The organism is Fictibacillus norfolkensis, from assembly GCF_014836645.1.
Lineage (GTDB): Bacteria > Bacillota > Bacilli > Bacillales > Fictibacillaceae > Fictibacillus > Fictibacillus norfolkensis.
This window is the reverse complement of the sequence record NZ_JACSQM010000006.1, coordinates 202,246-222,072: the sequence shown is the minus strand read 5'-3', so window position 1 is coordinate 222,072 and position 19,827 is coordinate 202,246. Positions and strand designations below refer to the sequence as shown.

Sequence of the window (19,827 nt, the reverse complement as noted above, 5' to 3'; positions counted from 1 at the left end):
AAAAAGGATTACTCTCCTAATTGCTTAATATCGTTCAATAAATCAGTGTACACTTTCACATCTTCTAACAAACCACTCTTCTCCAAGAAATCAGGGGTTAGTTCTCCGTTCTCTACCGCAGTTAAATATTTATCTATTCCATCTTGGAACGTTTGATTCTGTTCCATCACCTGATTATGAATATCTTCAAATACTGAAGGGGGTGATAGTTCATTAAATTCTTCAATCGTCGTATTCATTTCTTGGAGTGCTTTCTCTAACTCAACACGTGCATTCTGATCTGAGACAGCTTTTTCAGCTAATGAAGGAATTTCTTTAGAAAATTGTTGAACATCGTTAATGTATTCAGTTGCTTCTGGTACATAATTAATACCGTTCGTTACGTCTTCCACCGCTGAACAGCCTGTAAGAACACTGAATGATAAAAGAACTGCCAATAGTGTTTTTTTCATATGATCTCCTCATTTCGTTTGGATTTACTGTATTTGAATCTGCTTGTATTCGAATTTCCACTTATTATTTTATACGAGTTTACCGTAAATAAGTTTCGAAATAGGACATTCTAATACTAGTTCAAACAGAAAGGCTGATTAACATGGTTAAAAAAGATAAAGAAAATGAAGGTAAAAAAGATCTGTACTTAGACGTTGACCGGATGATGAACGAAGGAATGGCCGGGGGTACGGTAGCTGACGGAAAAGATTTAAATCAGATCGGCTATGATTCAGGAATAACTGAACAAGAAGAACCACCAGTAAAAGTAGACAAAAACAAGTAGAGCCGCTCATGATGAACGGCTCTACTGGTTTATGATTTTAACTTATTTATACTATGCAGTACGTCATGATATCGCTGATCGAGCTCACCTTTTTTATTGATATCTGAGCAGGTGGAAAGCTGACTGATCAGTTCCGTCATCTCGAACTGCAGCTTTAACAACTCATCACCATCGTGATTCAGATCATTTTGGGTTCCGCTCCGTTGCTTCTTAAACTCTGTATAGTCCCCTTCAAACCAGTATGCTTTAGGTGGCTCCAGCTCTAAAATGTGTGTAGCTGTCTTTTCCATTAAATGTCTGTCGTGTGTAGCCAAGATAAACGTACCAGGATAGGCTACCAAGACTTCTTCTAACGCTTCTCTTGTAAACAAATCCAAGTAGTTGGAAGGCTCATCTAACAATAATACATTGTAGTCACTCAAGAATAGTTTCGCTAAAGCGGTCTTCATCTTTTCGCCGCCACTTAATACTTCTACTCTTTTGTATACATCCTCACGTTTAAACAACATTCTAGCTAAGACTGTTCTCACCCATGTTTCATCGTAAAGACTATGTTCCATCACGTTCTCAAGAATGCTTTTTAGTGGATCTAAAATATTTAGATGCTGGTGAAAGTAGCCTACTTTGAGCTGATTGGACTTTGCGATCGCTTCATTTCCGTTATAGATTTCTTGAAGCAAGGTGGATTTCCCGGTTCCGTTCTTGCCTGTCAAAACGATCTTCATCCCCGGTTTTACGGAGAACGTAAGATTGTTAATCAGCTGCTTCCCATTAAATCCTAGAGTGAGATCTTTAACAGCTAACACTTGCTTACCATGAATTCTAGAGAATCGCTGTATGTCGAATTCAACATTTTGCTGTTTCTTTGGCTTTTCTTTTTTTTCGAGCATTTCAATTCTTTTTTCGATTACTTTTGATTTTTTCTCAAGTGAACGCTTTGCATTTTGAAGTTTTCCTTTGCCTAACTTTGCTTCACTATAAGACATGCGTGATGGTTTGTTCTTCATGTCTTTCGCTTTAACCGCTTTTTCAATAGCCGTTTTCTCTAGCCTTGTTTTTTCTTTAACATATTGTTCATATTCAAAACGCTTTCTCTTTAGCTGCTGATCTTTTTGGATCAGATAATCTGAATAGTTGCCTTGAAAGGTTGTAAACGTTTGTTGATCCAGTTCAATAATCTTTGTACAAACCATATCTAGAAATACCCGGTCATGAGAGACGAGTAATAGTGTTCCTTTATAATGTTGAAGTATATCTGCTAGCTGATCCATTCCTTCAACATCGAGATGGGAAGTAGGTTCATCTAAGATGAGGATATCAGGATCTTGTTCTAGTGCAGCAGCGATTTGAGTACGCGTTCTTTCACCACCACTCATCGTGTCATACTTTTTGCCCTTCAGATTCCATGCTGCCTCACTTTTTGAAGTAATACTTTGCTCTTCTTGTTCAAACTGACTCACGATCGCTAGTGTTCCATAATGTTGGACGGTTCCAGCATCTCTTTCCTCTGTTTCTGCCAGCAATTTGAGAAACGTTGACTTTCCAGTACCGTTCAAGCCAACTAAACCCACTCGGTCGTGAGCAAAAAGCTGAAACGGTTCTGTTTGTTTTAAAATTAAATTCCCATCATATGATTTTTCTAAATGCTTCGCTTCTAATAAAAGCATAAAAAAACCTCCCCTATTAACTAGAGAGGTCTGCCCAAACCAAAATACGTATCACAAAAAAACACGCAATAACACGTTTTTTTGCAACAAAAAAACAGGCCTGTAATGAAGTCCTAAAAATGGGCAGAGAAATCCTATCTAGCGTTCTACTTTTTTATTCAAGTAAATGGCTAAAATCAGATTAATTGCGCATTGGACGTATACACCTGTTCCTTCCGTTGTTTTCCTATATTGTAAGGTAGTTCATATCCGGCCGTCAAGAACTGCTCGCTATTCTTGCACCCAATTTAAGTTTACCTTTCGCTGATTTGCTCCAGGTCGTGTATCTTTTAATAAGCGAATGAATAATAACCCTTTTCGATAAAAAGCCTGCACAGGCTCTTGAAGAACTTTTTCGGGTAAATGAATCTCTCGATTAAAAGTACCGAGTTGAAATTCCTCCGAACTTAAGTGATAGGAATCTAACGTCAGTGATAACTTTCCTTGTACAGTCAGCTTGAACGGATCGACCATAACTTCAACATCCTCTGTGCGGTTCAAACCGGGAAGTGCCAATACACAGCATATTTCCTGTGGTGTGTCATAAATGTTGCAAAGCGGACTTTCATTATTTTGTTTAGCATTCGACCTTTGATTTTGATTTGGTGTAAAGAACTGATCACCAAAATATTCTTCGGCCATCCTTTTCCAGTCCATCATTTGTTTCCAAGTGTCCAATTCAATCACCTCTTATGAAGGCGGCCCTAAAGGAACAGAAGGAGCAGTATCCGGATCCGGAATCTGAGGGGCAGGACCTGTAAAACCGCCTGTGTTAAATGCTTGCGATATCGGCTGTATAACCCCGGCGCTTCCTATTTGGAGCACAGATGAGTTTTGTATGCCATCTACTCTTATCTGTTGAATAACGATCGTCTGACTAACAAAAAGGTTCATGTTTCCTCCTCCTCACTTTCCGGATAAGGATTCGTAAAAAAATTACGAATATGCTTTACACGTGATTGAAGCTTTATATCATTAACCGATCCAATATGAAGGATTGATGAACTGGACACTCCAAGGATATCTATTTTCCCAACTCTTATATAAGGGTTTGCATGATACGTTTGTTTTATTTTGTACACTGGACAAACTGGAACTAATACGGGCTGTGAAAAAACTTTGTATTTGCTGTATGGAACATTGAACGTCCCAAACTTTGTACTTTCTCTCTGGATAGCAAGAGCTGCAGAGTAACTATTGATCTTGTCAGTATCTCCTGTTTGTAGGACACCTGAGTTAGCAAGAGAATTTAGGATGACACAGTCTACAACGGATGTTCGATACATAGTGCACCTCTTATAGGGGAACGAGTGATGTACCTAAAACCAATGATTCAGGAGGTGTGTCGAATGCAGATCCTAGACTGATACAATCTGTATCTCCGATTAATACGACCGATGACAGCCCCACGCCTATGATGTTAATCTCTCCCACAAACAACTCATGATTGGTTACGCAAAATTTCACTTTCATCCCCTCCAGTAGACTTAGAATCTCTCAAATGCACAATAAAAGTTTCGATTCCACGATAGATGTCCTCTTTTGTTTTTTGGATGATATCTCTTCTGCCCCGCTCATCTTTGGGTTCATATTTTGTTAGATAGTGCTTGATTCTTCCTGGAACTTGCCGCTGTACATCTTCTAGTATGAAGATTCGATAAGGTTCATCTAATGGAATGTTCATTTTACTTTCAAGTGACTTTAAATATACGGGAGCTTCTTTCTCAAAAAAACCATCCATCACTTGAATCATCTCTCGGTAGTTTGGATTTTCGATCGTACTTCGTTCCATCTTTCCTGGCATCTGAAGGGTATTCTGACCAATATTGAACTGTTCGATCAAGTCTTTGCTATCAGTAGAAGACCCAAGTCCAATGTGCAGGGTGCCTTCGAGTTTTTCTATCTTTAATTGATCAAACTTATATTCAATGTTTTGAGGTTGGGACGATAGATCGCTCACTTGTTTCTTTAATGCTTTTATCTGATCTTCTAAGTCTCTTATCTTATCATTCTGATCGAGAATCATCTGTTGAAGCTTGCTCAAGTAATAGTTGCTCTCTTCATTCATACAATCAGCTCCTTAGTTAGATGTATGCCTTCTACCTAAGGAATTTGCTTGTTGTTTAAAAATTTGCTGCCGCATTGCTGTCATTTACATCAGGGTCTTGCGTAAACGTAACATTATAGCCGTTCTCTAGACGAAGATTATCCCCTGTATTGAAAGATCCCGCACCTGCATACGTTTTTGCGTAACTGACTGGGCAAATGGTCTGGACGTCTCCCACATGAAAAACGCTGCCGCTCGATATGGAGTTTACTGATACAGATCCCACAATTGCTGGCATATACGTTCATCCCCACTTTCAAGTACTTCTCACATAATATGCATCCGCCCAATCTTTTGTGCCTAAACCTTCCCATTCACCTTTAGGCTTCTACCTACATAACTTATCTGTAAAGGACGACGTCACAATCGTTTATTTTTTAGAAAAAGGGAGGTGCTAAAAGTGCCCTGTTTAATTGTAGCTCCTATCAATATTAATGCGGCAGAAGGGGTTGTAAATTTTGGTGATACGCTCGTCATCAACCCCAAATCAACAGGCAAAGGATACAACGGCTCTGGCGGAGGAAACACAGGGAATTTTATACAAACAACAAACGTAGTTAACGCAACAAACACTTTAGATCCTGATATTTTCGATTCTAATAATGCCGGCAATGCTTAGGGGGTATAAAGATGTTAGGCAAAGGTCCAATGATGCCTTTTTTTAATAACCGTTCTATGGATGACTGGCTAAATTCTTTTGAGCAATACGTCAACAAAGGGCTCAATCAGTTCGAGAAATTTGCAGACCAGATGTCGTTTGAAGTGGATACAGAAGAAACAACAGACGACTACAAGATTCGTGCAAATCTAAAAGACTATAATCCTGAAGACCTTCAGATTGAAATCCTCAATCAAGGACTTCAGATTAAAGCACAACGCGAAGAAGTACGGTCAACAAAAAATAAACGGACGGGGCACTTTCAACAAAGAAAGGCAATGAAACGAACAGAGCGATTCGTCCAACTGCCTTTCATGTTTCGAAACGAAGATGTTAAAGCACAATATACGAATGGCATCTTAACCATCTCCGTTAACAAAAATGGCGGAGAAGTTATGAATCCGACTGTACCTATACAAGTCGTGACTAATTCAAGTGATAATAGTGTTGAGAAAGACAGTAATGCCAACAATACTGCCAATGTAGTTACGAACAACGGGCAGTTTGAAGAGTAGGTGCAACATTTCGTTTTCTTACGTATATTAATGCCTATAAAAAATGCTGACAGAAAAGGTGATATGTTCATCCTTTTCTGTCAGCTTTTCTTTTATCTTCCTATTGTAGGCGCAATCCACACCTCGCCGGTTCCTTCAAAAACGTGCAAGTAACCTTCACCGCTTGTTGCAGATCCGATGATTGAAGAGGATGCTCGTTTTACAGAGAAATCGATATCCCCTTTTCTTAAGAGCGCAAAGTTCCCATCCACTTGCAGTTTTTCGTCATGAAGCTGTATCTTCATAATCTGTTGAAGCGGAACTGGACTCTGAAGCACACAAAATCCTGAGCCTCTTAATCTCGTTTGAAACAGCCCGTCCTCTCCTTTTATAGAAGATGTTAGTTTTTGTCTAGCTACACCCAATTGCACAGACGGTTCTGCCGCATAAAACATTCCGCGATCTGCAACAACTTCTTCGTCGTTTAAGTTTAACAATAAGTAATGACCATACGACGGCTCTAAGTAGATTTCTCCCGTCCCTTCATACAATGGTTTAAACAAAGATTCTTCCGTTAAAATATTGGAAGCCATCTTCTTCATGAACCCTCCAACTCCACCGGCATTGCTTTTCAATCCAAGATCACCTTTCATAAACTGCAATGCTCCCGCTTCAGCTTGAACAGCTCCTTGGCGCAATGTGATCCGAACTTGTTTTAACGATATTCCCGTTTCTTTGGCGTAGTAAGAAGAACTTGAACCTGCACTTGTTACAGGCAACTGCTTATATTCAAGGACTTCAAAGGTTGCTCGACGTCCTTCTTCTTTTTCGATAACGTTAAAAAGTGATTCATTCATAACCATCAGCCTCCTCTTTCTAGCATAACAAACTCTGACTTTGTTTAAACAAAGCGTGGTATAATTCACACAAAGATATTGGCTAACGCCAAAAGAATATGAGAGAGGCGTGATTTGACGTGCAAAACAAAATCATTCTTGTAACAACTGACTCATTTGGTACTGGCAATGATCCTGCTCTTGGAGAAAACGTAATGGAAACGTATTTTACGGTTTTGAAGCAGCAATCTGATCTTCCAGCTGCTATCTTTTTCATGAATCGTGGTGTTTATTGCCTCACAGAACAGTCTCTATGTTCGCTGCATCTTAAGGAAATTGAAGATAAGAGTGTTAAAGTATTCGCCTGCAAAACATGTGTTGATCACTATAACGTAGAAAATGAGCTTGCTGCTGGAGAAATTTCAGGAATGGCACATTTTGTAGAACTATCTGCTACATATGAAGTTATTACGATTGCATAATATTAAAGAATTTTAATAGCTTTTACCACATTCGATGTTGTGATTTGAATGTCGTTGATTTCCGCTCCAGGTTGCTCGCTTTCCATGGGGCGAACGGTGAGCCTCCTGCCGCTTTGCGCCATTAGGAGTCTCCACCTGACCGCTCGTCCCATAGGAGTCTCGCACCTTACGCTCCAATCCACTTGCAATGAAGTGAAGAAAAAATTCAAGGGCAACAATCCTCGAACAAAAAATAAGATGATTTATTTTAACGGGTTCTCTTTTGGAAGAGAAAATCGTAATTCGCAAGCCAATCAACAGCTGAATTAGCACTATAATTGGATATGTAAATGACATTAAAAACGACCAGATTTTTGTCTGGTCGTTTTCCTAAACCCTTTTTCAATTAAAGCACCCGATTATTGAATAGATTAGTTAGATTAGGTATTAAGAAAATATACCAAAACAAATACAATTGGTATGGCAATTGCGGTATAGAAAATGGTTTTACCTGTAATTCTTACCCCTACGCTCTCTTTTACCTTACCGAAAATCAAAAGAATCATACAAACAATCATTAAGCCTAATAAGAAATAAGTAAAAGGATTTCTAGCAAAAATATATTCTCCGTTAGGTAATTTTGTAGATTGGGTAAAAAGAAGTAAAACTATTACTATCATCGAAGTACCCGGACCCCAAAAGTACCAATCTATTTGTTTATTCTTCATATTTACACCTCATTAATGTTGAAAATTCCATTTAAACTATAGATTTATTATTCAACAATCCTGCCCGTTTGTTGAATAAGGAATGCATATTAATATTCTTGTTATATATTCAATTTAGCCGTGGTCTAATCCTTTTTCGCCGTAATAAGTAAGTCATTTATCAAGTGATTTAGCATACCAAAAAACAGCGAGACAATAATTATTGTCATCTTGCCAAAACGTATACGAATTAGGGTGCTAATTATGGTTATAAAAGTAGTGTGATTTTACCAAAACCCATATTTATCAAAGAAAAAAACGCAACGAATGCCATTGCGATTTATATTGCTAATTGCTAATTAATTTTATATGTTTTTTCTTGTTTTTCCCTCAAAAAGAGAACCCGTTAGATCTACTTCTCATCTTCTTTTTCTTTTAATTAACATGACATAAAAAATACGTACACCTAACGAGCGGTGTACGCTTTTTTAGTTCTATCTTTTTTCTTCTCGGATGATTCTCTTTTCTCTAGTCGTTGCCTCGTCTCGCATAACGGGTTCTTCTCTAATAACCGTTTCACGATGAACGTGCTCTGCTTTTCTCACTGAGAATAGCCTTTTCAGCAGCATGCCGACTACACCATACACAATGATTGCAACGATCGTAGACAATTCTACTATGAAACCATTGGCTAATTCGATGTTTGGGAAAATCGCTGCAAATGGTAAAAGAAGCGGTTGGCTCAGTCCGTATATGAGTTGTGCGAAAGCTGCTCCTTCATTTGCATTAAACAGTTGAAAAATAAAACGTAAAATTAAGATGAGCTGAATGATACCGACTATGAATGAAATAATTGTAGCTGGAACGGAACGCCTCATCGCAATTCCCTCATTTCATTGGATTTGCTACTAAACATACCCTTCTTTCCATAACATTATGCATTCTCGATTGGTTTACAGCACTTGTCATACTGAAGCAGCCATTCTTCAGTAAAATTCACCAGTTCTTTTTGTGGAATCAACCGGCAATCGGCCATTCCTACTTTTCCTTTTCTTACGGGATGACCAGATTCTTCGTAGGCAGCACCTATCTCCTCAAACAATTCTTCACGATAAGCGACTTGAGTAAACGACTCCCAAACCCGTATTCCGTTTCTATAGTAAGGACTCCCGTTTTGTTCCGTTTTCGGAGTTGGATTCCGATGTTCTGCTAAATGCATCGTCGTATTCGAATCATAACCCACTCCTAATAAAAGAACATGTCCGTGACTTTCATACATTTTTCCAAGAGGAGATTGTTCTCCTAAACCAAAATCTAATGAATGATCGTTTATGATCGTTTCTTTCTCTTTACCCCAAGCAGCAAACGATTCTGTCGGATGGTTACTTCTTAAAACGCCAGGAAACGTTCGAAATGCTTCTACAATCGCTCCCATAAAATATGTAGGAGTGATGTCTGGATCAAATGCAGGCATCTCTTCCCGAATTACTGGCCACCACTCATTTGGAACCGGTGGATTTATCCATCCTGATGGATCAGAATAATGAGCTGTATGTGTGGGCATAACCAACGTTCCTTCTTCTGTTAAAACATCCATTAAAGCTTGTACAACTGCCACCGGTCCTCCCACCACCCAACCTAATGATTTCAAACTAGAGTGAACAATAACGGTCATTCCTTTTTCTAACCCTATTAATCGGAGATCCTCAACTAAAGAGTTTCTCGTTTTTGGATAATCTGTATGTAATTCTGGACTACTCATGTTTCTCACACCTTCAAATTTTTATATATCTTCATTATACCAAACAAAATGGAATACTTTGGTTATGGTTGTTTTTGATTATTTTTGATTGTTTATGATTGAAAAATGTAAGGGCTTACGTTACAATGTTGTCAAGGATAGAGAACATATGGAGGTGTCAGGATGCTTACACCTGAAAGACATCGTAAAATCATTGAAGTATTAGGCGAAAAGTCAGTAGTAACTATACAAGAACTAGTTGAAGCAACAAGTTCATCTGAATCTACGATACGCAGGGATCTCAGTCAGCTGCAGAAAGAAAAGAAATTAAAACGCGTACATGGCGGAGCTTCCCTTACTCACCAAAAAAGCGAGGAATTGAGCGTATTTGAAAAATCAGATAGAAACTCTTTAGAAAAACAAAGAATTGCACAATATGCAGGCGACTTAGTTGAGACCGGAGATTGTATCTATCTCGATGCAGGTACGACAACACTAAAGATGATTCCTCATCTTAAGGATAGAGAGATCACCGTTGTAACGAATGCCATCTCACACCTTGAAGCATTAAGTGAGCACGAGATTAAGACGTACTTGATAGGTGGACTCGTTAAGTCTAAAACGAAAGCACTTGTTGGCAGCAGTGCGATTAAGAATTTGAGTTCCTACCGATTTGACAAGGTGTTTCTCGGGATGAACGGCATTCATATTGAGGCAGGCTTCACTACGCCAGATCCTGAAGAAGCAGCAGTAAAAGGTTTAGCGATCTCCCTTTCACAAAATGCATTCATACTAGCAGATCATACTAAATTTAATGAGACTTCGTTCTCAAAAGTAGCAGACTTAAGTGAGGCTATTATAATTACGAACGAAATTGATGATGACGTCATCTATGACTTTCAAGATAAGACAGAGATAAGGGTTGTGACACCATGATTTATACTTGCACACTCAATCCATCCATCGATTATGTAGCTCGAGTGGAGGATTTTAAAGAAGGACATTTAAACCGCACATCAGATACATTTGTCTACCCCGGTGGAAAAGGCATCAACGTTTCACGCGTCCTTAAGCATCTTGGGATAGACAGTACTGCACTTGGCTACACCGGTGGCTTTACTGGGGCTTTTATAAAAGACTTTTTAACAGAAGAGCAAATTCTTCATGATTTTATAAATGTTTCAGAAGTTACGAGAATTAATGTGAAGCTTAAGTCTCATAAGGAAACAGAGATTAATGGTCTAGGACCTTCTATCTCTATAGAAAATCAACAAAATTTACTTCAAAAAATTGACAACATGAGCGAAGGTGATTTCCTCCTTCTTGCTGGAAGCATTCCACCATCGATCTCAGATGATTTTTATGCAGAGATCGCTAAAAAATGTAACGGCCAAGGAATTCATGCGGTCATTGATACGGCTGGAGAAGCACTGCGGAAGACGTTATCATTTCAGCCCTTTTTAATTAAGCCAAACCACCATGAATTAGGAGAACTTTTTCAAACAGACGTTAACAGCAAAGAGGATGCTATTTTTTACGGTAAAAAGCTGTTAGAAGCAGGTGTACAGAATGTCATCGTTTCTATGGCTGGAGATGGCGCAATCTTTCTTAACAAAGATACTGTCCTAATATCAAACGTACCTGTTGGAACCGTTAAAAATTCAGTAGGAGCTGGTGATTCTGTTGTAGCAGGATTCCTTTCTCAGATCATCCAAGAACGTGACCTCTCAACCGCGTTTCAATACGGAGTTGCTGCAGGAAGTGCCACTGCCTTTTCAGAAGACTTGTGCACGCTGGAACAGGTAGAATTTTTACGTAAACAGATCGTTATAGAAGAAGTAACACGATAACGAGGAGGAATGATGATGAAAATCACGGATTTATTAACAAAAGATACAATCCTATTAAACTTACAGTCTCAATCCAAAGAAGCAGTAATAGATGAATTAATCGAGAAATTGCATACAGCTGGAAAACTAAATGATAAAAAAGGATATAAAGAAGCAATCTTAGCGAGAGAAAGTCAAAGTACAACAGGTATCGGTGAAGGAATCGCCATACCTCATGCAAAAACAAATGCTGTAAGCGAGCCTGCTATCGCTTTCGGTCGTTCAACAGATGGCATCGACTATGAATCTCTGGACGGTCAAAACGCCCATCTGTTTTTTATGATCGCCGCTTATGAAGGCGCTAACAATGACCATTTAGCAACACTCTCTAGACTTTCAAGCTTTTTGATGGATCCTAATTTCAGATCGAAACTCGAATCTGCTAGAACAGAAAAAGAAATCTTAGATGCGATTGATGCTAAAGAAAAAGAGATGGAAAAAGAAGAAAATCATACCTCTTCTTCTTCGAAACAAAAAATACTAGCCGTTACAGCCTGCCCTACAGGCATTGCTCATACGTATATGGCAGCTGATGCGCTAAAAGCAAAAGCGAAGGAAATGGACGTCAACTTAAAAGTAGAAACAAATGGTTCGAGCGGAATTAAAAACGCACTTACGAAAGAGGATATCGAAGAAGCTCATGCGATTATAGTCGCTGCAGATAAACAAGTTGAGTTGGAACGTTTCAACGGCAAACACGTGATTCAAGTTCCGGTAGCTCAAGGTATTCGAAAGCCTCAACAGCTCATTCAGCAAGCGTTAGATCAAGATGCTCCTGTTTATAAAAGTAACGGAGAAGCATCGAATGTTGATGAGAAGAAAACCGCTTCTCCAGGAAGAACTGGGTTTTATAAACACTTGATGAGCGGTGTGTCCAACATGCTTCCCTTCGTTGTTGGTGGAGGAATTCTGATTGCGATCTCGTTTATTTTCGGGATTAATGCGGCTGATCCGAAAGATCCTTCTTATCACCCGATCGCTGAAGCACTGAGCACGATAGGTGGCGGTAACGCGTTTGCTCTCATGATCCCTGTTTTAGCAGGTTTTATTGCGATGAGCATCGCAGATCGTCCAGGATTTGCGCCAGGTATGGTCGGAGGATTCATGGCCGCAACAGGCGGAGCTGGTTTCCTTGGTGGGCTGATTGCTGGTTTCTTAGCAGGATATCTAGTTCTTGGATTAAAAAAGTTGTTTAGCAGCTTACCTCAATCATTAGAAGGAATCAAACCTGTTCTTCTTTATCCATTATTCGGCATCCTTCTCACCGGTCTGATCATGATGTTCATTGTGATTGAACCCGTGAAAGCATTGAACGACGCATTAACGTTGTGGTTAAAAGGGATGGGAACTGGAAATCTCGTTTTCTTAGGTTTAATTCTAGGCGGAATGATGGCCGTCGATATGGGTGGACCTATCAATAAAGCAGCTTTTACATTCGGTATCGCGATGATCGATGCAGGTAACTTTGCACCTCATGCAGCCATTATGGCTGGTGGCATGGTTCCACCTCTAGGACTCGCACTATCAACAACATTATTTAAAAAGAAATATACAAAAGCAGAGCGAGAAGCAGGTAAGACAAATTATATTATGGGAGCTTCCTTTATTACTGAAGGTGCTATTCCATTCGCTGCTGCCGATCCTGGTCGTGTAATCCCAGCCGCTGTTATCGGTTCCGCTGTAGCTGGTGCTTTATCGATGGTATTCGGTATCGGACTACCAGCACCACATGGAGGCGCGTTCGTTATTCCAATCGTGAACGGAAATCCGTTGCTATACGTATTAGCGATTTTGATCGGTTCATTCGTTACCGCTTTTATTGCTGGTATCCTGAAAAAAGAAGTTCAAGAAAACAAAAAAGAACTCGCAGCGTGATGTGAGGGGAAAACTGAAACATAAAAAGGATAAAACTAACTCGCGATGACGAGAAGTTTTATCCTTTTTCTTATGTGATGTTTTATTAACTAGATCAATATACGGCTAGTCACTGCAACTAGACAAGGGGCTCACCGGTCGCCCCATGGAAAGCGAGCAACCTGGAGCGGAGATCAACTACTATCAGAGCTACTAAGTAAATTGAAACAGCTTTTTAGTTTGATAATTAAACTTCTCTCGGAATCCATTCACCAAGAAGCTCACCCATCTTTACCTTGCCTTTTTTGCCTGTGAACTTCAAAGCCCCTTTTGGAATACACAAAACGACAGTAGAACCAAACGAAAAATACCCAAAAGAATCTCCTCTTTTTACAACCGACTCATGATTTGTGCGTTCAATCGTATTTACATTCAAAGCACCTACCATAACATGTGCAAGAGGTTGTCCGCTTGCATTCATTCCAGTAACTAATCTGTAATTACGTGTTAAAGGTCGAAGTCCATGACGTAATCCAAGTTCGTTGACCGGGGCAGCTTCTTTTCCTAGTGTGTAGACAGACTCAACTTCAGCATCCACCGGAACATGAACTTGATGGTAATCCGTTGGACTTAAATAAAAAACAAATACTTGTCCCCCGCTGTATTTCTTCGCTTCAGATTCAGAACCTAACAATTCAGCAACCGTATATTCTTGTCCTTTTACAGTAAAACGGCTCTCTTCTGTAAGATGATCGACTACGGATAACACAGCGTCACAAGGACTAACAAATGCATGAGCTTCTGATGGAACAGGGCGAGCATCTGGTCTTAGATCACGAATAAAAACATCGTGAAGAGAATGATATTCTTTAAGCTCCCGTGTTGCTTCGTTAATGTTTATTTTATATAGTTTCACGAATGAAGGGATGAAAGGTTTACTTGCTTTAGATTGTGCAAATTTCTTTAATGAACGTGCCACAACTGGATGGCCGTTCAGTTCAAATAGATTTCTATAAAACCTGGTCATGTTCATGTTCTATCACCTAACTTTAATTTAATATGATATGAATGTTATCATTATTGATAACGGTGTTTATGTTTTGGTTTTTTTGATATACATTCAGTATAAAGCATCCTGCTAAATATATCAGCGTTTCCTCTTCTTAACTGCTCTTCTTAGGTTCAGGCACTAACATCTGAACAAGTTTAACCTTCTTTTTATGTTTTGAAGGTCTGTTTGGCACATATTTGCCGATGAGTTCCTGCATTCCCTGACTCAGTTCTTCCCACTCTTCATCATTTAAATAAAGATCCAACTGATTATAACCGAAAATTTCTGTTTTAAGATCCGTATTGCCGTTAAAGTAAGCTTCCACTTCGCCAGTTACACTGGATACAAACGTCATAAACATTTTCATATGCTCTTCTTTCGACAAATTGGCTGCCTCTTCTGCCGTTATATATGTTGAGTTTTGATTCATAGCATATGTTCGCTCTACAGCACCACGTATTTTTTTTTCTTGAACCACATAAATGATCTCATTCTTACTAAGAAGATTTAAATGCCTATATAGTGTGGCTTGCGGAACTTCAGATACCCATTCTTTTAGTTCCATTACGGTAGCCGGACCTTTTGAGAGGTGTTGTATAATCTTCATTCGAACAGGATGCAAAATAAAATCTGCTTTGCTTTGCATGATACAGAATCATCCTTTTTGTTATTGTTATTGTTATTGTTATTGTTATTGTTATTGTTATTGTTATTGTTATCGATAATGATAATAGTTTATCTTATATTTATCAAAAGAAAAGAAGCATCTAACGAGATGCTTCTCAATTGTTTTCTATATCATTATGCCGCTGTATGATCATTTTCTAATGAATTCGTTTTTTTTTGACCGATACTCCAACCTGTATAAGCAAGAAGTAAAGTGAACATTGGAGACAGCCATAAGAACAAAGCATATGGAATGTACTCGATGACCGATACACCTAATGTTGATGCAAAGAATGCACCACTCACACTCCAGGGAACGAGTGGATTCACAAGTGTACCTCCATCTTCTACCGTTCTAGATAAGTTCTTTAGTGGAACGCCTGATTTAATATAAGCGTCCTTCAACGCCTGTCCTGGCAACAGGATGGATAGGTACATTTCACCTGCCAGTAAATTGATTCCTACTGAAGATGCTAGGGTAGTTGCAATTAGCTTGCTCGCTTTTTGAGTAGTGTTCTTAACAGCTCCAAACAATAGATCAAACATCCCTAACGCTTGGATGACTCCACCTAGTCCTAATGCGATCAATACAAGTGAGATCGACCACATCATAGACATTAATCCACCTTTATTAACGATGGTATCTACTGTTTCATTCCCTGTCTGAGTTTGCAGACCATTTTGCATAGTATTAATAACTTTTTGCAGTGTCAGGTCTGGTACTAAGAAAAACCCTACGATGATTGACACCGTTACACCAGCTAAAAGGATAGGTATGATTGGCAGTTTACGAAACGCCAAAACTAGTACAACAACTGGTGAAATTAGAGTTAATAGATGAATTGGGAACTCACTTGAAAGCACTGACTGAATCTCTTTGATTTCTTGAAGATTCGCATTACCTCCGCTACCACCAAGTACGAAAAAGGCAATAGCAGTCAGGATGAACGCCGGAACCGTTGTCCACATCATGTGTCGAATGTGTTCAAACATATTTACGCCAACGACTCCTGGTGCAAAGTTCGTTGAGTCAGACAATGGGGACATTTTGTCTCCGAAACACGCTCCAGAGACAATAGCTCCTGCAGCTAATGCTGGATTGACTCCAAGCACGTGACTGATACCCATTAATGCCACACCTACTGTTCCTACAGTTGTAAAAGAACTTCCGGTAAAAGAAGAAACAATTACGGTAATGATAAGGGCACTTACTGCAAACCATTCAGGCTGAATAATATCCATCCCATAAAACAGTAAAGTTGGCACTGTTCCACTTAACATCCAGCTTGCTATAACAAGTCCTACTGTTAAAAGAATCATGATTGGCTGCAATCCAGCTATGATACCATTAAATATTCCTTTTTCTATCGTCTTCCATTGTGCTCCAAAAGCAACTCCTACTGCTCCCAACAAAATCAGGCAGGCTAACAATGGAATATGCGGTTCAACTTTTATATACACGAGACTCGTGAACATCACAGCAAAAATCATTGTAAACATTCCAAGAGCCACCGGTAATTTCATTTGTTTTTTCATGTAAATCTCTCCGTTCATCTTCTACACTTATTTACTTAAACGCTTTTACGCGTTGAAGCGTGTTAGCAACTGTTATAATACTAACGAACTTTACAGAAGCTGTCAACATTACAGACATGGTAAATTAAAGAAAAGAGCATTATGGAGGCTGATCATATGAACAGGATTAGAAGTTCGGTAAAAGCATTAATCATTCATGACCATCATGTTTTAACGATTAAAAAAGGAAATGAAGATGAAGCGAAATATGTTATACCAGGTGGAGGACAAGATTTTAACGAGACTTTATCAAACGCTGTGCTTCGAGAATGTTTAGAAGAACTTGGCGTAAAAGTAGAAGTTGGTCCATTGTTATGGGTTCGGGAGTTCATCAGCAAAAACCACGTTGAGAATCAAAAAGAAGTGAACCGAATACATATTGTAGAACATATATTTGAAGCATCCCTAGAAAAAGTTCCAATACAATTTCAGCCGCTTGCTCCAGATTCTACTCAATTAGAAATCCAGTGGCTTCCAATCGATCGGCTATCAGAATACAATTACTACCCCCGAGGGATCATTCCACTGATTCAAGAAAAAAGTCAATCGAAATACAAAGGACCTACTTATATTGGCGATATTAATTAGGATTGTGGTAAAAAACTTTTATAAAAGGGGGACGTTGCTTTGTGGTGGCTGTTATTATTCATCATTGGAATTTTAGCATTAGCATTTATCATAGATTACAGAAGAAAGAAAAGAAACGATCAACTTACCAATAGCCTTGATCCTAGTTTAAGACAAGGCGAAGTTGGTAGTCATTGGAATAGCGGTGATGGTCCTAATGGATTTTAGTCACATAAAAACCGCAGGGGATGTTAATTCCTCTGCGGTTTATGTTTAATTTTCCTGCTTCGATTAATCATCTTCCCCGCCTTGCAAAATCGACAAAACAGAAACGATCGAGTCGATGACGAGATTCTGTGTATTGAAAGAGGCTCGCATCTTCTAGATACACATAGTTTTTCACGACAACAATATGCTCAAAACGATCTAGATCTAACAATTCTTTATCTTCTTCCGTACAATCTTCAACGACAATTTCTTTTTTTGCAAAACTGATCTTCAGACCTAACTCATTCTCTAAATACGCGTAGATAGATTGTTCGGCAATTTCTTTCGTGAGCTTTGGTACGTACTTTTTTAAAAAGTAATCTTTGTCCAAAATGATTGTCTCTCCGTCAAGCTGTCGAGAACGAATCACTTTCCAAGTAAGCTCTTCAGGTTCTGTCTGGAGCTGCTGTTGAAGAAACTCATCCGGCTCGATCAAACCAAATTCATGAACAGTCGTTATACTGTTCTTTCCCATAGACTCTGACAACTCTTGAAAACTTACTAGTCCCGAAACAGGAAAGCTAAATTTGTTTGTTTCTAGAACGATTGATCCTCTACCACGGATTTTTTGTATGAAACCGTTTTGCGATAGAAGGTTGAGTGCCTTTCTAACCGTCTCCCTCGATGTTTCGTATTCATCTGCTAAATCATGTTCTGACGGAAGCTGAGTATTAGCTTTTATGACACCTTCTTGAATTTGTGCAGATATTTCCTGATAGATCTCTTGAAATTTATTTTTTCTCATCATTATTCACCATACATAGTGTAGCATTATTTTTTTAAGTGAAAAACGACAGATTCATACGGTCGTAACGAAAAGGAAGAAAGGTCTTCTGGTGAACCTTCATAATTACTGATTAATACTTCTCCTGATAGACCTGTAAGGTCGATGGATTTTGGTAGTGTAAAATCTGTGCTTTTGCCATAAAAATTATTCACGACAAGAAGTTTTTCCCCATTGTCAGCGTTACGGACATAAGCGAAAATTTCAGGATGATCTTCAAGAATCAATTGATAATCTCCATATATGATTACATCTAGTTCTTTTCTTAGTTTATTGAGCTTTTGATAATGATAGTAAATAGAGTTCTCATCATTCATGGCTGCCTCGGCATTGATTTCTTTAAAGTTAGACGCAATCGGTATCCAAGGTTCCCCTGTAGTGAAACCAGCATTTTCACTACCATTCCATTGAACAGGAGTACGAGAATTATCACGTGATTTATGTTTAAGAATCTCTAGCACTTCTTCTTCACTATTGCCTTCTTCTTTCAATAGATTGAACATGTTTAACGACTCAACATCACGGTACTGATCGATCTTCGTAAACTTTGGATTTGTCATCCCAAACTCTTCGCCTTGATAAATATAAGGTGTTCCTTGCATCATATGAATCGTAGTCGCAAGCATCTTGGCTGATTGTACACGGTATTCACCGTCATCACCGTAACGTGAAACGATTCGCGGCTGATCGTGGTTGCACCAGAATAACGCGTTCCATCCACCACCCCTATGCATCTCCACTTGCCAAGTCGAAAGTATTTCTTTTAATTTTTGAAAATCAAAATCAGCGATGCTCCATTTTTCCCCGTTCGGATAATCGACTTTTAAGTGATGAAAATTGAAAGTCATGCTTAATTCGTTTCGCTCTGAATTCGTATACTTGATGCAATTATCGATCGTTGTGGATGACATCTCACCTACTGTGAGTACATCATATTTTGAGAACACTTCCTTGTTCATCTCTTGCATAAATTCATGAACGCGCGGACCATCTGTGTAAAATTTCCGTCCGTCTCCTGGTGCTATAGAGCCATCATCATTAGGGAAATCTTGATTTTTTGAAATCAGATTAATAACATCTAGACGGAAGCCATCTACCCCTTTTTCAAACCAATAATTCATCATCTCATAAACTCTTTGACGAACTTCAGTGTTTTCCCAGTTCAGATCCGCTTGTGTCACATCAAATAAGTGGAGGTAGTATTGACCGGTTTCTTCATCAAGCTTCCAAGCGGATCCACCAAATTTCGAAACCCAATTTGAAGGCTCTCCATCTTCAACAGAATCTTTCCAGATATAATAATTACGATAAGGATTATCTTTTGACAGACGTGATTGTTGAAACCATTCATGCTCTGTACTTGTATGGTTCACTACGATATCCATGATGATCTTCAGATCTCTCTGGTGTGCCTCTTGAAGCAGACGATCAAAGTCATCCATCGTTCCATAATCTTCAAAGATTTTGTAATAATCCCGGATGTCATACCCGTTGTCTCGTTGAGGAGAGTCATAGATCGGAGTTAGCCATAGAACGTCTACTCCTAAGTCTTTAAGATAATCTAACTTCTCTATGATTCCGTCAATATCTCCTGTTCCATTCCCTGTCGTATCGTTAAAGCTCTTTGGATAGATCTGATACACAACGGATCGTTTCCACCATGGTTCCTTCTTCATACTTTCACCG

26 protein-coding genes are annotated in these 19,827 nt (G+C 39.0%); 9 read left to right on the top strand and 17 right to left on the bottom strand.

Annotation, left to right across the window (positions count from 1 at the left end; all coding sequences use genetic code 11):
• Positions 1-8: 8 nt before the first annotated feature.
• The gene (locus tag H9648_RS14785; RefSeq protein ID WP_191754564.1) at positions 9-452 is read right to left on the bottom strand and encodes a DUF6376 family protein; all 444 of its coding nucleotides are present in this window, start codon (positions 450-452) and stop codon (positions 9-11) included.
• Between the two features lie 143 nt (positions 453-595).
• Here H9648_RS14785 and H9648_RS14780 point away from each other — a divergent pair, with 143 nt between their 5' ends.
• Complete coding sequence (locus tag H9648_RS14780; protein WP_191754617.1) at positions 596-778, top strand: hypothetical protein; 183 nt, start codon at positions 596-598, stop codon at positions 776-778.
• A gap of 29 nt (positions 779-807) precedes the next feature.
• On the opposite strand, the gene abc-f is transcribed toward H9648_RS14780, so the two are convergent.
• From abc-f to H9648_RS14745, 7 genes are all read right to left on the bottom strand, one after another.
• Complete coding sequence (gene abc-f / locus H9648_RS14775) at positions 808-2,445, bottom strand: ribosomal protection-like ABC-F family protein (protein WP_191754563.1); 1,638 nt, start codon at positions 2,443-2,445, stop codon at positions 808-810.
• A 270-nt stretch (positions 2,446-2,715) separates the two neighbouring features.
• On the bottom strand, positions 2,716-3,162 hold the full coding sequence (locus tag H9648_RS14770) for an Hsp20/alpha crystallin family protein (RefSeq protein WP_191754562.1): 447 nt from the start codon (positions 3,160-3,162) through the stop codon (positions 2,716-2,718).
• Between the two features lie 12 nt (positions 3,163-3,174).
• Positions 3,175-3,378 (bottom strand): spore germination protein GerPB, encoded by a 204-nt coding sequence (locus tag H9648_RS14765; protein ID WP_191754561.1) that lies wholly within the window; start codon positions 3,376-3,378, stop codon positions 3,175-3,177.
• Entirely contained in the window at positions 3,375-3,770 is a 396-nt protein-coding gene (locus H9648_RS14760; RefSeq protein WP_191754560.1) for a spore germination protein GerPE, read from the bottom strand. The genes H9648_RS14765 and H9648_RS14760 overlap by 4 nt, the downstream gene beginning before the upstream one ends.
• Before the next feature lie 10 nt (positions 3,771-3,780).
• On the bottom strand, positions 3,781-3,951 hold the full coding sequence (locus tag H9648_RS14755; RefSeq protein ID WP_370568727.1) for a spore gernimation protein GerPD: 171 nt from the start codon (positions 3,949-3,951) through the stop codon (positions 3,781-3,783).
• Positions 3,926-4,552 (bottom strand): spore germination protein GerPC, encoded by a 627-nt coding sequence (gerPC, locus tag H9648_RS14750; RefSeq protein WP_191754558.1) that lies wholly within the window; start codon positions 4,550-4,552, stop codon positions 3,926-3,928. Before gerPC ends, H9648_RS14755 begins: the two co-directional genes overlap by 26 nt.
• A 55-nt stretch (positions 4,553-4,607) precedes the next feature.
• A complete protein-coding gene (locus tag H9648_RS14745) occupies positions 4,608-4,829 on the bottom strand; it encodes a spore germination protein (RefSeq protein WP_066391062.1) in 222 nt (73 codons plus the stop codon).
• Positions 4,830-4,991: 162 nt separating this feature from the next.
• Here H9648_RS14745 and H9648_RS14740 point away from each other — a divergent pair, with 162 nt between their 5' ends.
• Together H9648_RS14740 and H9648_RS14735 are read left to right on the top strand one after the other, a co-directional pair.
• On the top strand, positions 4,992-5,210 hold the full coding sequence (locus H9648_RS14740; RefSeq protein ID WP_066391061.1) for a spore germination protein: 219 nt from the start codon (positions 4,992-4,994) through the stop codon (positions 5,208-5,210).
• An 11-nt stretch (positions 5,211-5,221) separates the two neighbouring features.
• Positions 5,222-5,764: an Hsp20/alpha crystallin family protein gene (locus tag H9648_RS14735; RefSeq protein ID WP_191754557.1), complete on the top strand. Its 543-nt coding sequence runs from the start codon at positions 5,222-5,224 to the stop codon at positions 5,762-5,764.
• Positions 5,765-5,856: 92 nt separating this feature from the next.
• Here H9648_RS14735 and H9648_RS14730 read toward each other — a convergent pair whose 3' ends face one another.
• A complete protein-coding gene (locus H9648_RS14730) occupies positions 5,857-6,600 on the bottom strand; it encodes an AIM24 family protein (RefSeq protein WP_191754556.1) in 744 nt (247 codons plus the stop codon).
• Between the two features lie 119 nt (positions 6,601-6,719).
• Between H9648_RS14730 and H9648_RS14725 the strand changes: the two genes are divergently transcribed.
• Positions 6,720-7,061 carry a DsrE family protein gene (locus tag H9648_RS14725; protein ID WP_191754555.1) on the top strand — a complete coding sequence of 114 codons (342 nt, stop codon included), beginning with the start codon at positions 6,720-6,722 and terminating at the stop codon, positions 7,059-7,061.
• Positions 7,062-7,480: 419 nt separating this feature from the next.
• Here H9648_RS14725 and H9648_RS14720 read toward each other — a convergent pair whose 3' ends face one another.
• From H9648_RS14720 to H9648_RS14710, 3 genes are all read right to left on the bottom strand, one after another.
• The gene (locus H9648_RS14720) at positions 7,481-7,768 is read right to left on the bottom strand and encodes a hypothetical protein (protein ID WP_191754554.1); all 288 of its coding nucleotides are present in this window, start codon (positions 7,766-7,768) and stop codon (positions 7,481-7,483) included.
• A gap of 473 nt (positions 7,769-8,241) precedes the next feature.
• Positions 8,242-8,625: a YggT family protein gene (locus tag H9648_RS14715; RefSeq protein WP_191754553.1), complete on the bottom strand. Its 384-nt coding sequence runs from the start codon at positions 8,623-8,625 to the stop codon at positions 8,242-8,244.
• Between the two features lie 56 nt (positions 8,626-8,681).
• Entirely contained in the window at positions 8,682-9,509 is an 828-nt protein-coding gene (locus H9648_RS14710; RefSeq protein WP_191754552.1) for an AAC(3) family N-acetyltransferase, read from the bottom strand.
• Between the two features lie 162 nt (positions 9,510-9,671).
• On the opposite strand from H9648_RS14710, the gene H9648_RS14705 reads away from it, so the two are divergent.
• The 3 genes from H9648_RS14705 to H9648_RS14695 are packed head-to-tail and all read left to right on the top strand — an operon-like array spanning position 9,672 to position 13,252.
• Positions 9,672-10,424, top strand: coding sequence for a DeoR/GlpR family DNA-binding transcription regulator (locus tag H9648_RS14705; protein ID WP_191754551.1), 753 nt, complete (start codon positions 9,672-9,674; stop codon positions 10,422-10,424).
• Positions 10,421-11,338, top strand: coding sequence for a 1-phosphofructokinase (gene pfkB, locus H9648_RS14700; protein ID WP_191754550.1), 918 nt, complete (start codon positions 10,421-10,423; stop codon positions 11,336-11,338). The genes H9648_RS14705 and pfkB overlap by 4 nt, the downstream gene beginning before the upstream one ends.
• Positions 11,339-11,353: 15 nt before the next feature.
• The gene (locus H9648_RS14695) at positions 11,354-13,252 is read left to right on the top strand and encodes a PTS fructose transporter subunit IIABC (RefSeq protein WP_191754549.1); all 1,899 of its coding nucleotides are present in this window, start codon (positions 11,354-11,356) and stop codon (positions 13,250-13,252) included.
• Positions 13,253-13,478: 226 nt separating this feature from the next.
• Here H9648_RS14695 and H9648_RS14690 read toward each other — a convergent pair whose 3' ends face one another.
• From H9648_RS14690 to nhaC, 3 genes are all read right to left on the bottom strand, one after another.
• Positions 13,479-14,264, bottom strand: coding sequence for a phosphatidylserine decarboxylase (locus H9648_RS14690; protein ID WP_191754548.1), 786 nt, complete (start codon positions 14,262-14,264; stop codon positions 13,479-13,481).
• 130 nt (positions 14,265-14,394) lie between these two features.
• Positions 14,395-14,928 (bottom strand): helix-turn-helix domain-containing protein, encoded by a 534-nt coding sequence (locus H9648_RS14685; RefSeq protein WP_191754547.1) that lies wholly within the window; start codon positions 14,926-14,928, stop codon positions 14,395-14,397.
• A gap of 155 nt (positions 14,929-15,083) precedes the next feature.
• A complete protein-coding gene (gene nhaC / locus H9648_RS14680) occupies positions 15,084-16,484 on the bottom strand; it encodes a Na+/H+ antiporter NhaC (protein ID WP_191754546.1) in 1,401 nt (466 codons plus the stop codon).
• A gap of 156 nt (positions 16,485-16,640) precedes the next feature.
• Here nhaC and H9648_RS14675 point away from each other — a divergent pair, with 156 nt between their 5' ends.
• Positions 16,641-17,111 carry an NUDIX domain-containing protein gene (locus H9648_RS14675; protein ID WP_191754545.1) on the top strand — a complete coding sequence of 157 codons (471 nt, stop codon included), beginning with the start codon at positions 16,641-16,643 and terminating at the stop codon, positions 17,109-17,111.
• A 39-nt stretch (positions 17,112-17,150) separates the two neighbouring features.
• Entirely contained in the window at positions 17,151-17,318 is a 168-nt protein-coding gene (locus tag H9648_RS14670; RefSeq protein ID WP_191754544.1) for a hypothetical protein, read from the top strand.
• 67 nt (positions 17,319-17,385) lie between these two features.
• Here H9648_RS14670 and treR read toward each other — a convergent pair whose 3' ends face one another.
• Both treR and treC read right to left on the bottom strand, forming a co-directional pair.
• On the bottom strand, positions 17,386-18,102 hold the full coding sequence (gene treR / locus H9648_RS14665; RefSeq protein WP_191754543.1) for a trehalose operon repressor: 717 nt from the start codon (positions 18,100-18,102) through the stop codon (positions 17,386-17,388).
• Positions 18,103-18,128: 26 nt separating this feature from the next.
• The gene (gene treC / locus H9648_RS14660; RefSeq protein WP_191754542.1) at positions 18,129-19,817 is read right to left on the bottom strand and encodes an alpha,alpha-phosphotrehalase; all 1,689 of its coding nucleotides are present in this window, start codon (positions 19,815-19,817) and stop codon (positions 18,129-18,131) included.
• Positions 19,818-19,827: the final 10 nt, after the last annotated feature.

Coding starts and splice junctions, on each gene's coding strand:
- H9648_RS14735 (WP_191754557.1), top strand. CDS start 5,222: ATGTTAGGCAAAGGTCCAATGATGCCTTTTTTTAATAACCGTTCTATG.
- H9648_RS14730 (WP_191754556.1), bottom strand. CDS start 6,600: ATGAATGAATCACTTTTTAACGTTATCGAAAAAGAAGAAGGACGTCGA.
- H9648_RS14690 (WP_191754548.1), bottom strand. CDS start 14,264: ATGAACATGACCAGGTTTTATAGAAATCTATTTGAACTGAACGGCCAT.
- pfkB (WP_191754550.1), top strand. CDS start 10,421: ATGATTTATACTTGCACACTCAATCCATCCATCGATTATGTAGCTCGA.
- H9648_RS14710 (WP_191754552.1), bottom strand. CDS start 9,509: ATGAGTAGTCCAGAATTACATACAGATTATCCAAAAACGAGAAACTCT.
- H9648_RS14765 (WP_191754561.1), bottom strand. CDS start 3,378: ATGAACCTTTTTGTTAGTCAGACGATCGTTATTCAACAGATAAGAGTA.
- H9648_RS14720 (WP_191754554.1), bottom strand. CDS start 7,768: ATGAAGAATAAACAAATAGATTGGTACTTTTGGGGTCCGGGTACTTCG.
- H9648_RS14780 (WP_191754617.1), top strand. CDS start 596: ATGGTTAAAAAAGATAAAGAAAATGAAGGTAAAAAAGATCTGTACTTA.
- treC (WP_191754542.1), bottom strand. CDS start 19,817: ATGAAGAAGGAACCATGGTGGAAACGATCCGTTGTGTATCAGATCTAT.
- H9648_RS14785 (WP_191754564.1), bottom strand. CDS start 452: ATGAAAAAAACACTATTGGCAGTTCTTTTATCATTCAGTGTTCTTACA.
- H9648_RS14705 (WP_191754551.1), top strand. CDS start 9,672: ATGCTTACACCTGAAAGACATCGTAAAATCATTGAAGTATTAGGCGAA.
- nhaC (WP_191754546.1), bottom strand. CDS start 16,484: ATGAAAAAACAAATGAAATTACCGGTGGCTCTTGGAATGTTTACAATG.
- treR (WP_191754543.1), bottom strand. CDS start 18,102: ATGAGAAAAAATAAATTTCAAGAGATCTATCAGGAAATATCTGCACAA.
- gerPC (WP_191754558.1), bottom strand. CDS start 4,552: ATGAATGAAGAGAGCAACTATTACTTGAGCAAGCTTCAACAGATGATT.
- abc-f (WP_191754563.1), bottom strand. CDS start 2,445: ATGCTTTTATTAGAAGCGAAGCATTTAGAAAAATCATATGATGGGAAT.
- H9648_RS14760 (WP_191754560.1), bottom strand. CDS start 3,770: ATGTATCGAACATCCGTTGTAGACTGTGTCATCCTAAATTCTCTTGCT.
- H9648_RS14675 (WP_191754545.1), top strand. CDS start 16,641: ATGAACAGGATTAGAAGTTCGGTAAAAGCATTAATCATTCATGACCAT.
- H9648_RS14715 (WP_191754553.1), bottom strand. CDS start 8,625: ATGAGGCGTTCCGTTCCAGCTACAATTATTTCATTCATAGTCGGTATC.
- H9648_RS14685 (WP_191754547.1), bottom strand. CDS start 14,928: ATGCAAAGCAAAGCAGATTTTATTTTGCATCCTGTTCGAATGAAGATT.
- H9648_RS14745 (WP_066391062.1), bottom strand. CDS start 4,829: ATGCCAGCAATTGTGGGATCTGTATCAGTAAACTCCATATCGAGCGGC.
- H9648_RS14695 (WP_191754549.1), top strand. CDS start 11,354: ATGAAAATCACGGATTTATTAACAAAAGATACAATCCTATTAAACTTA.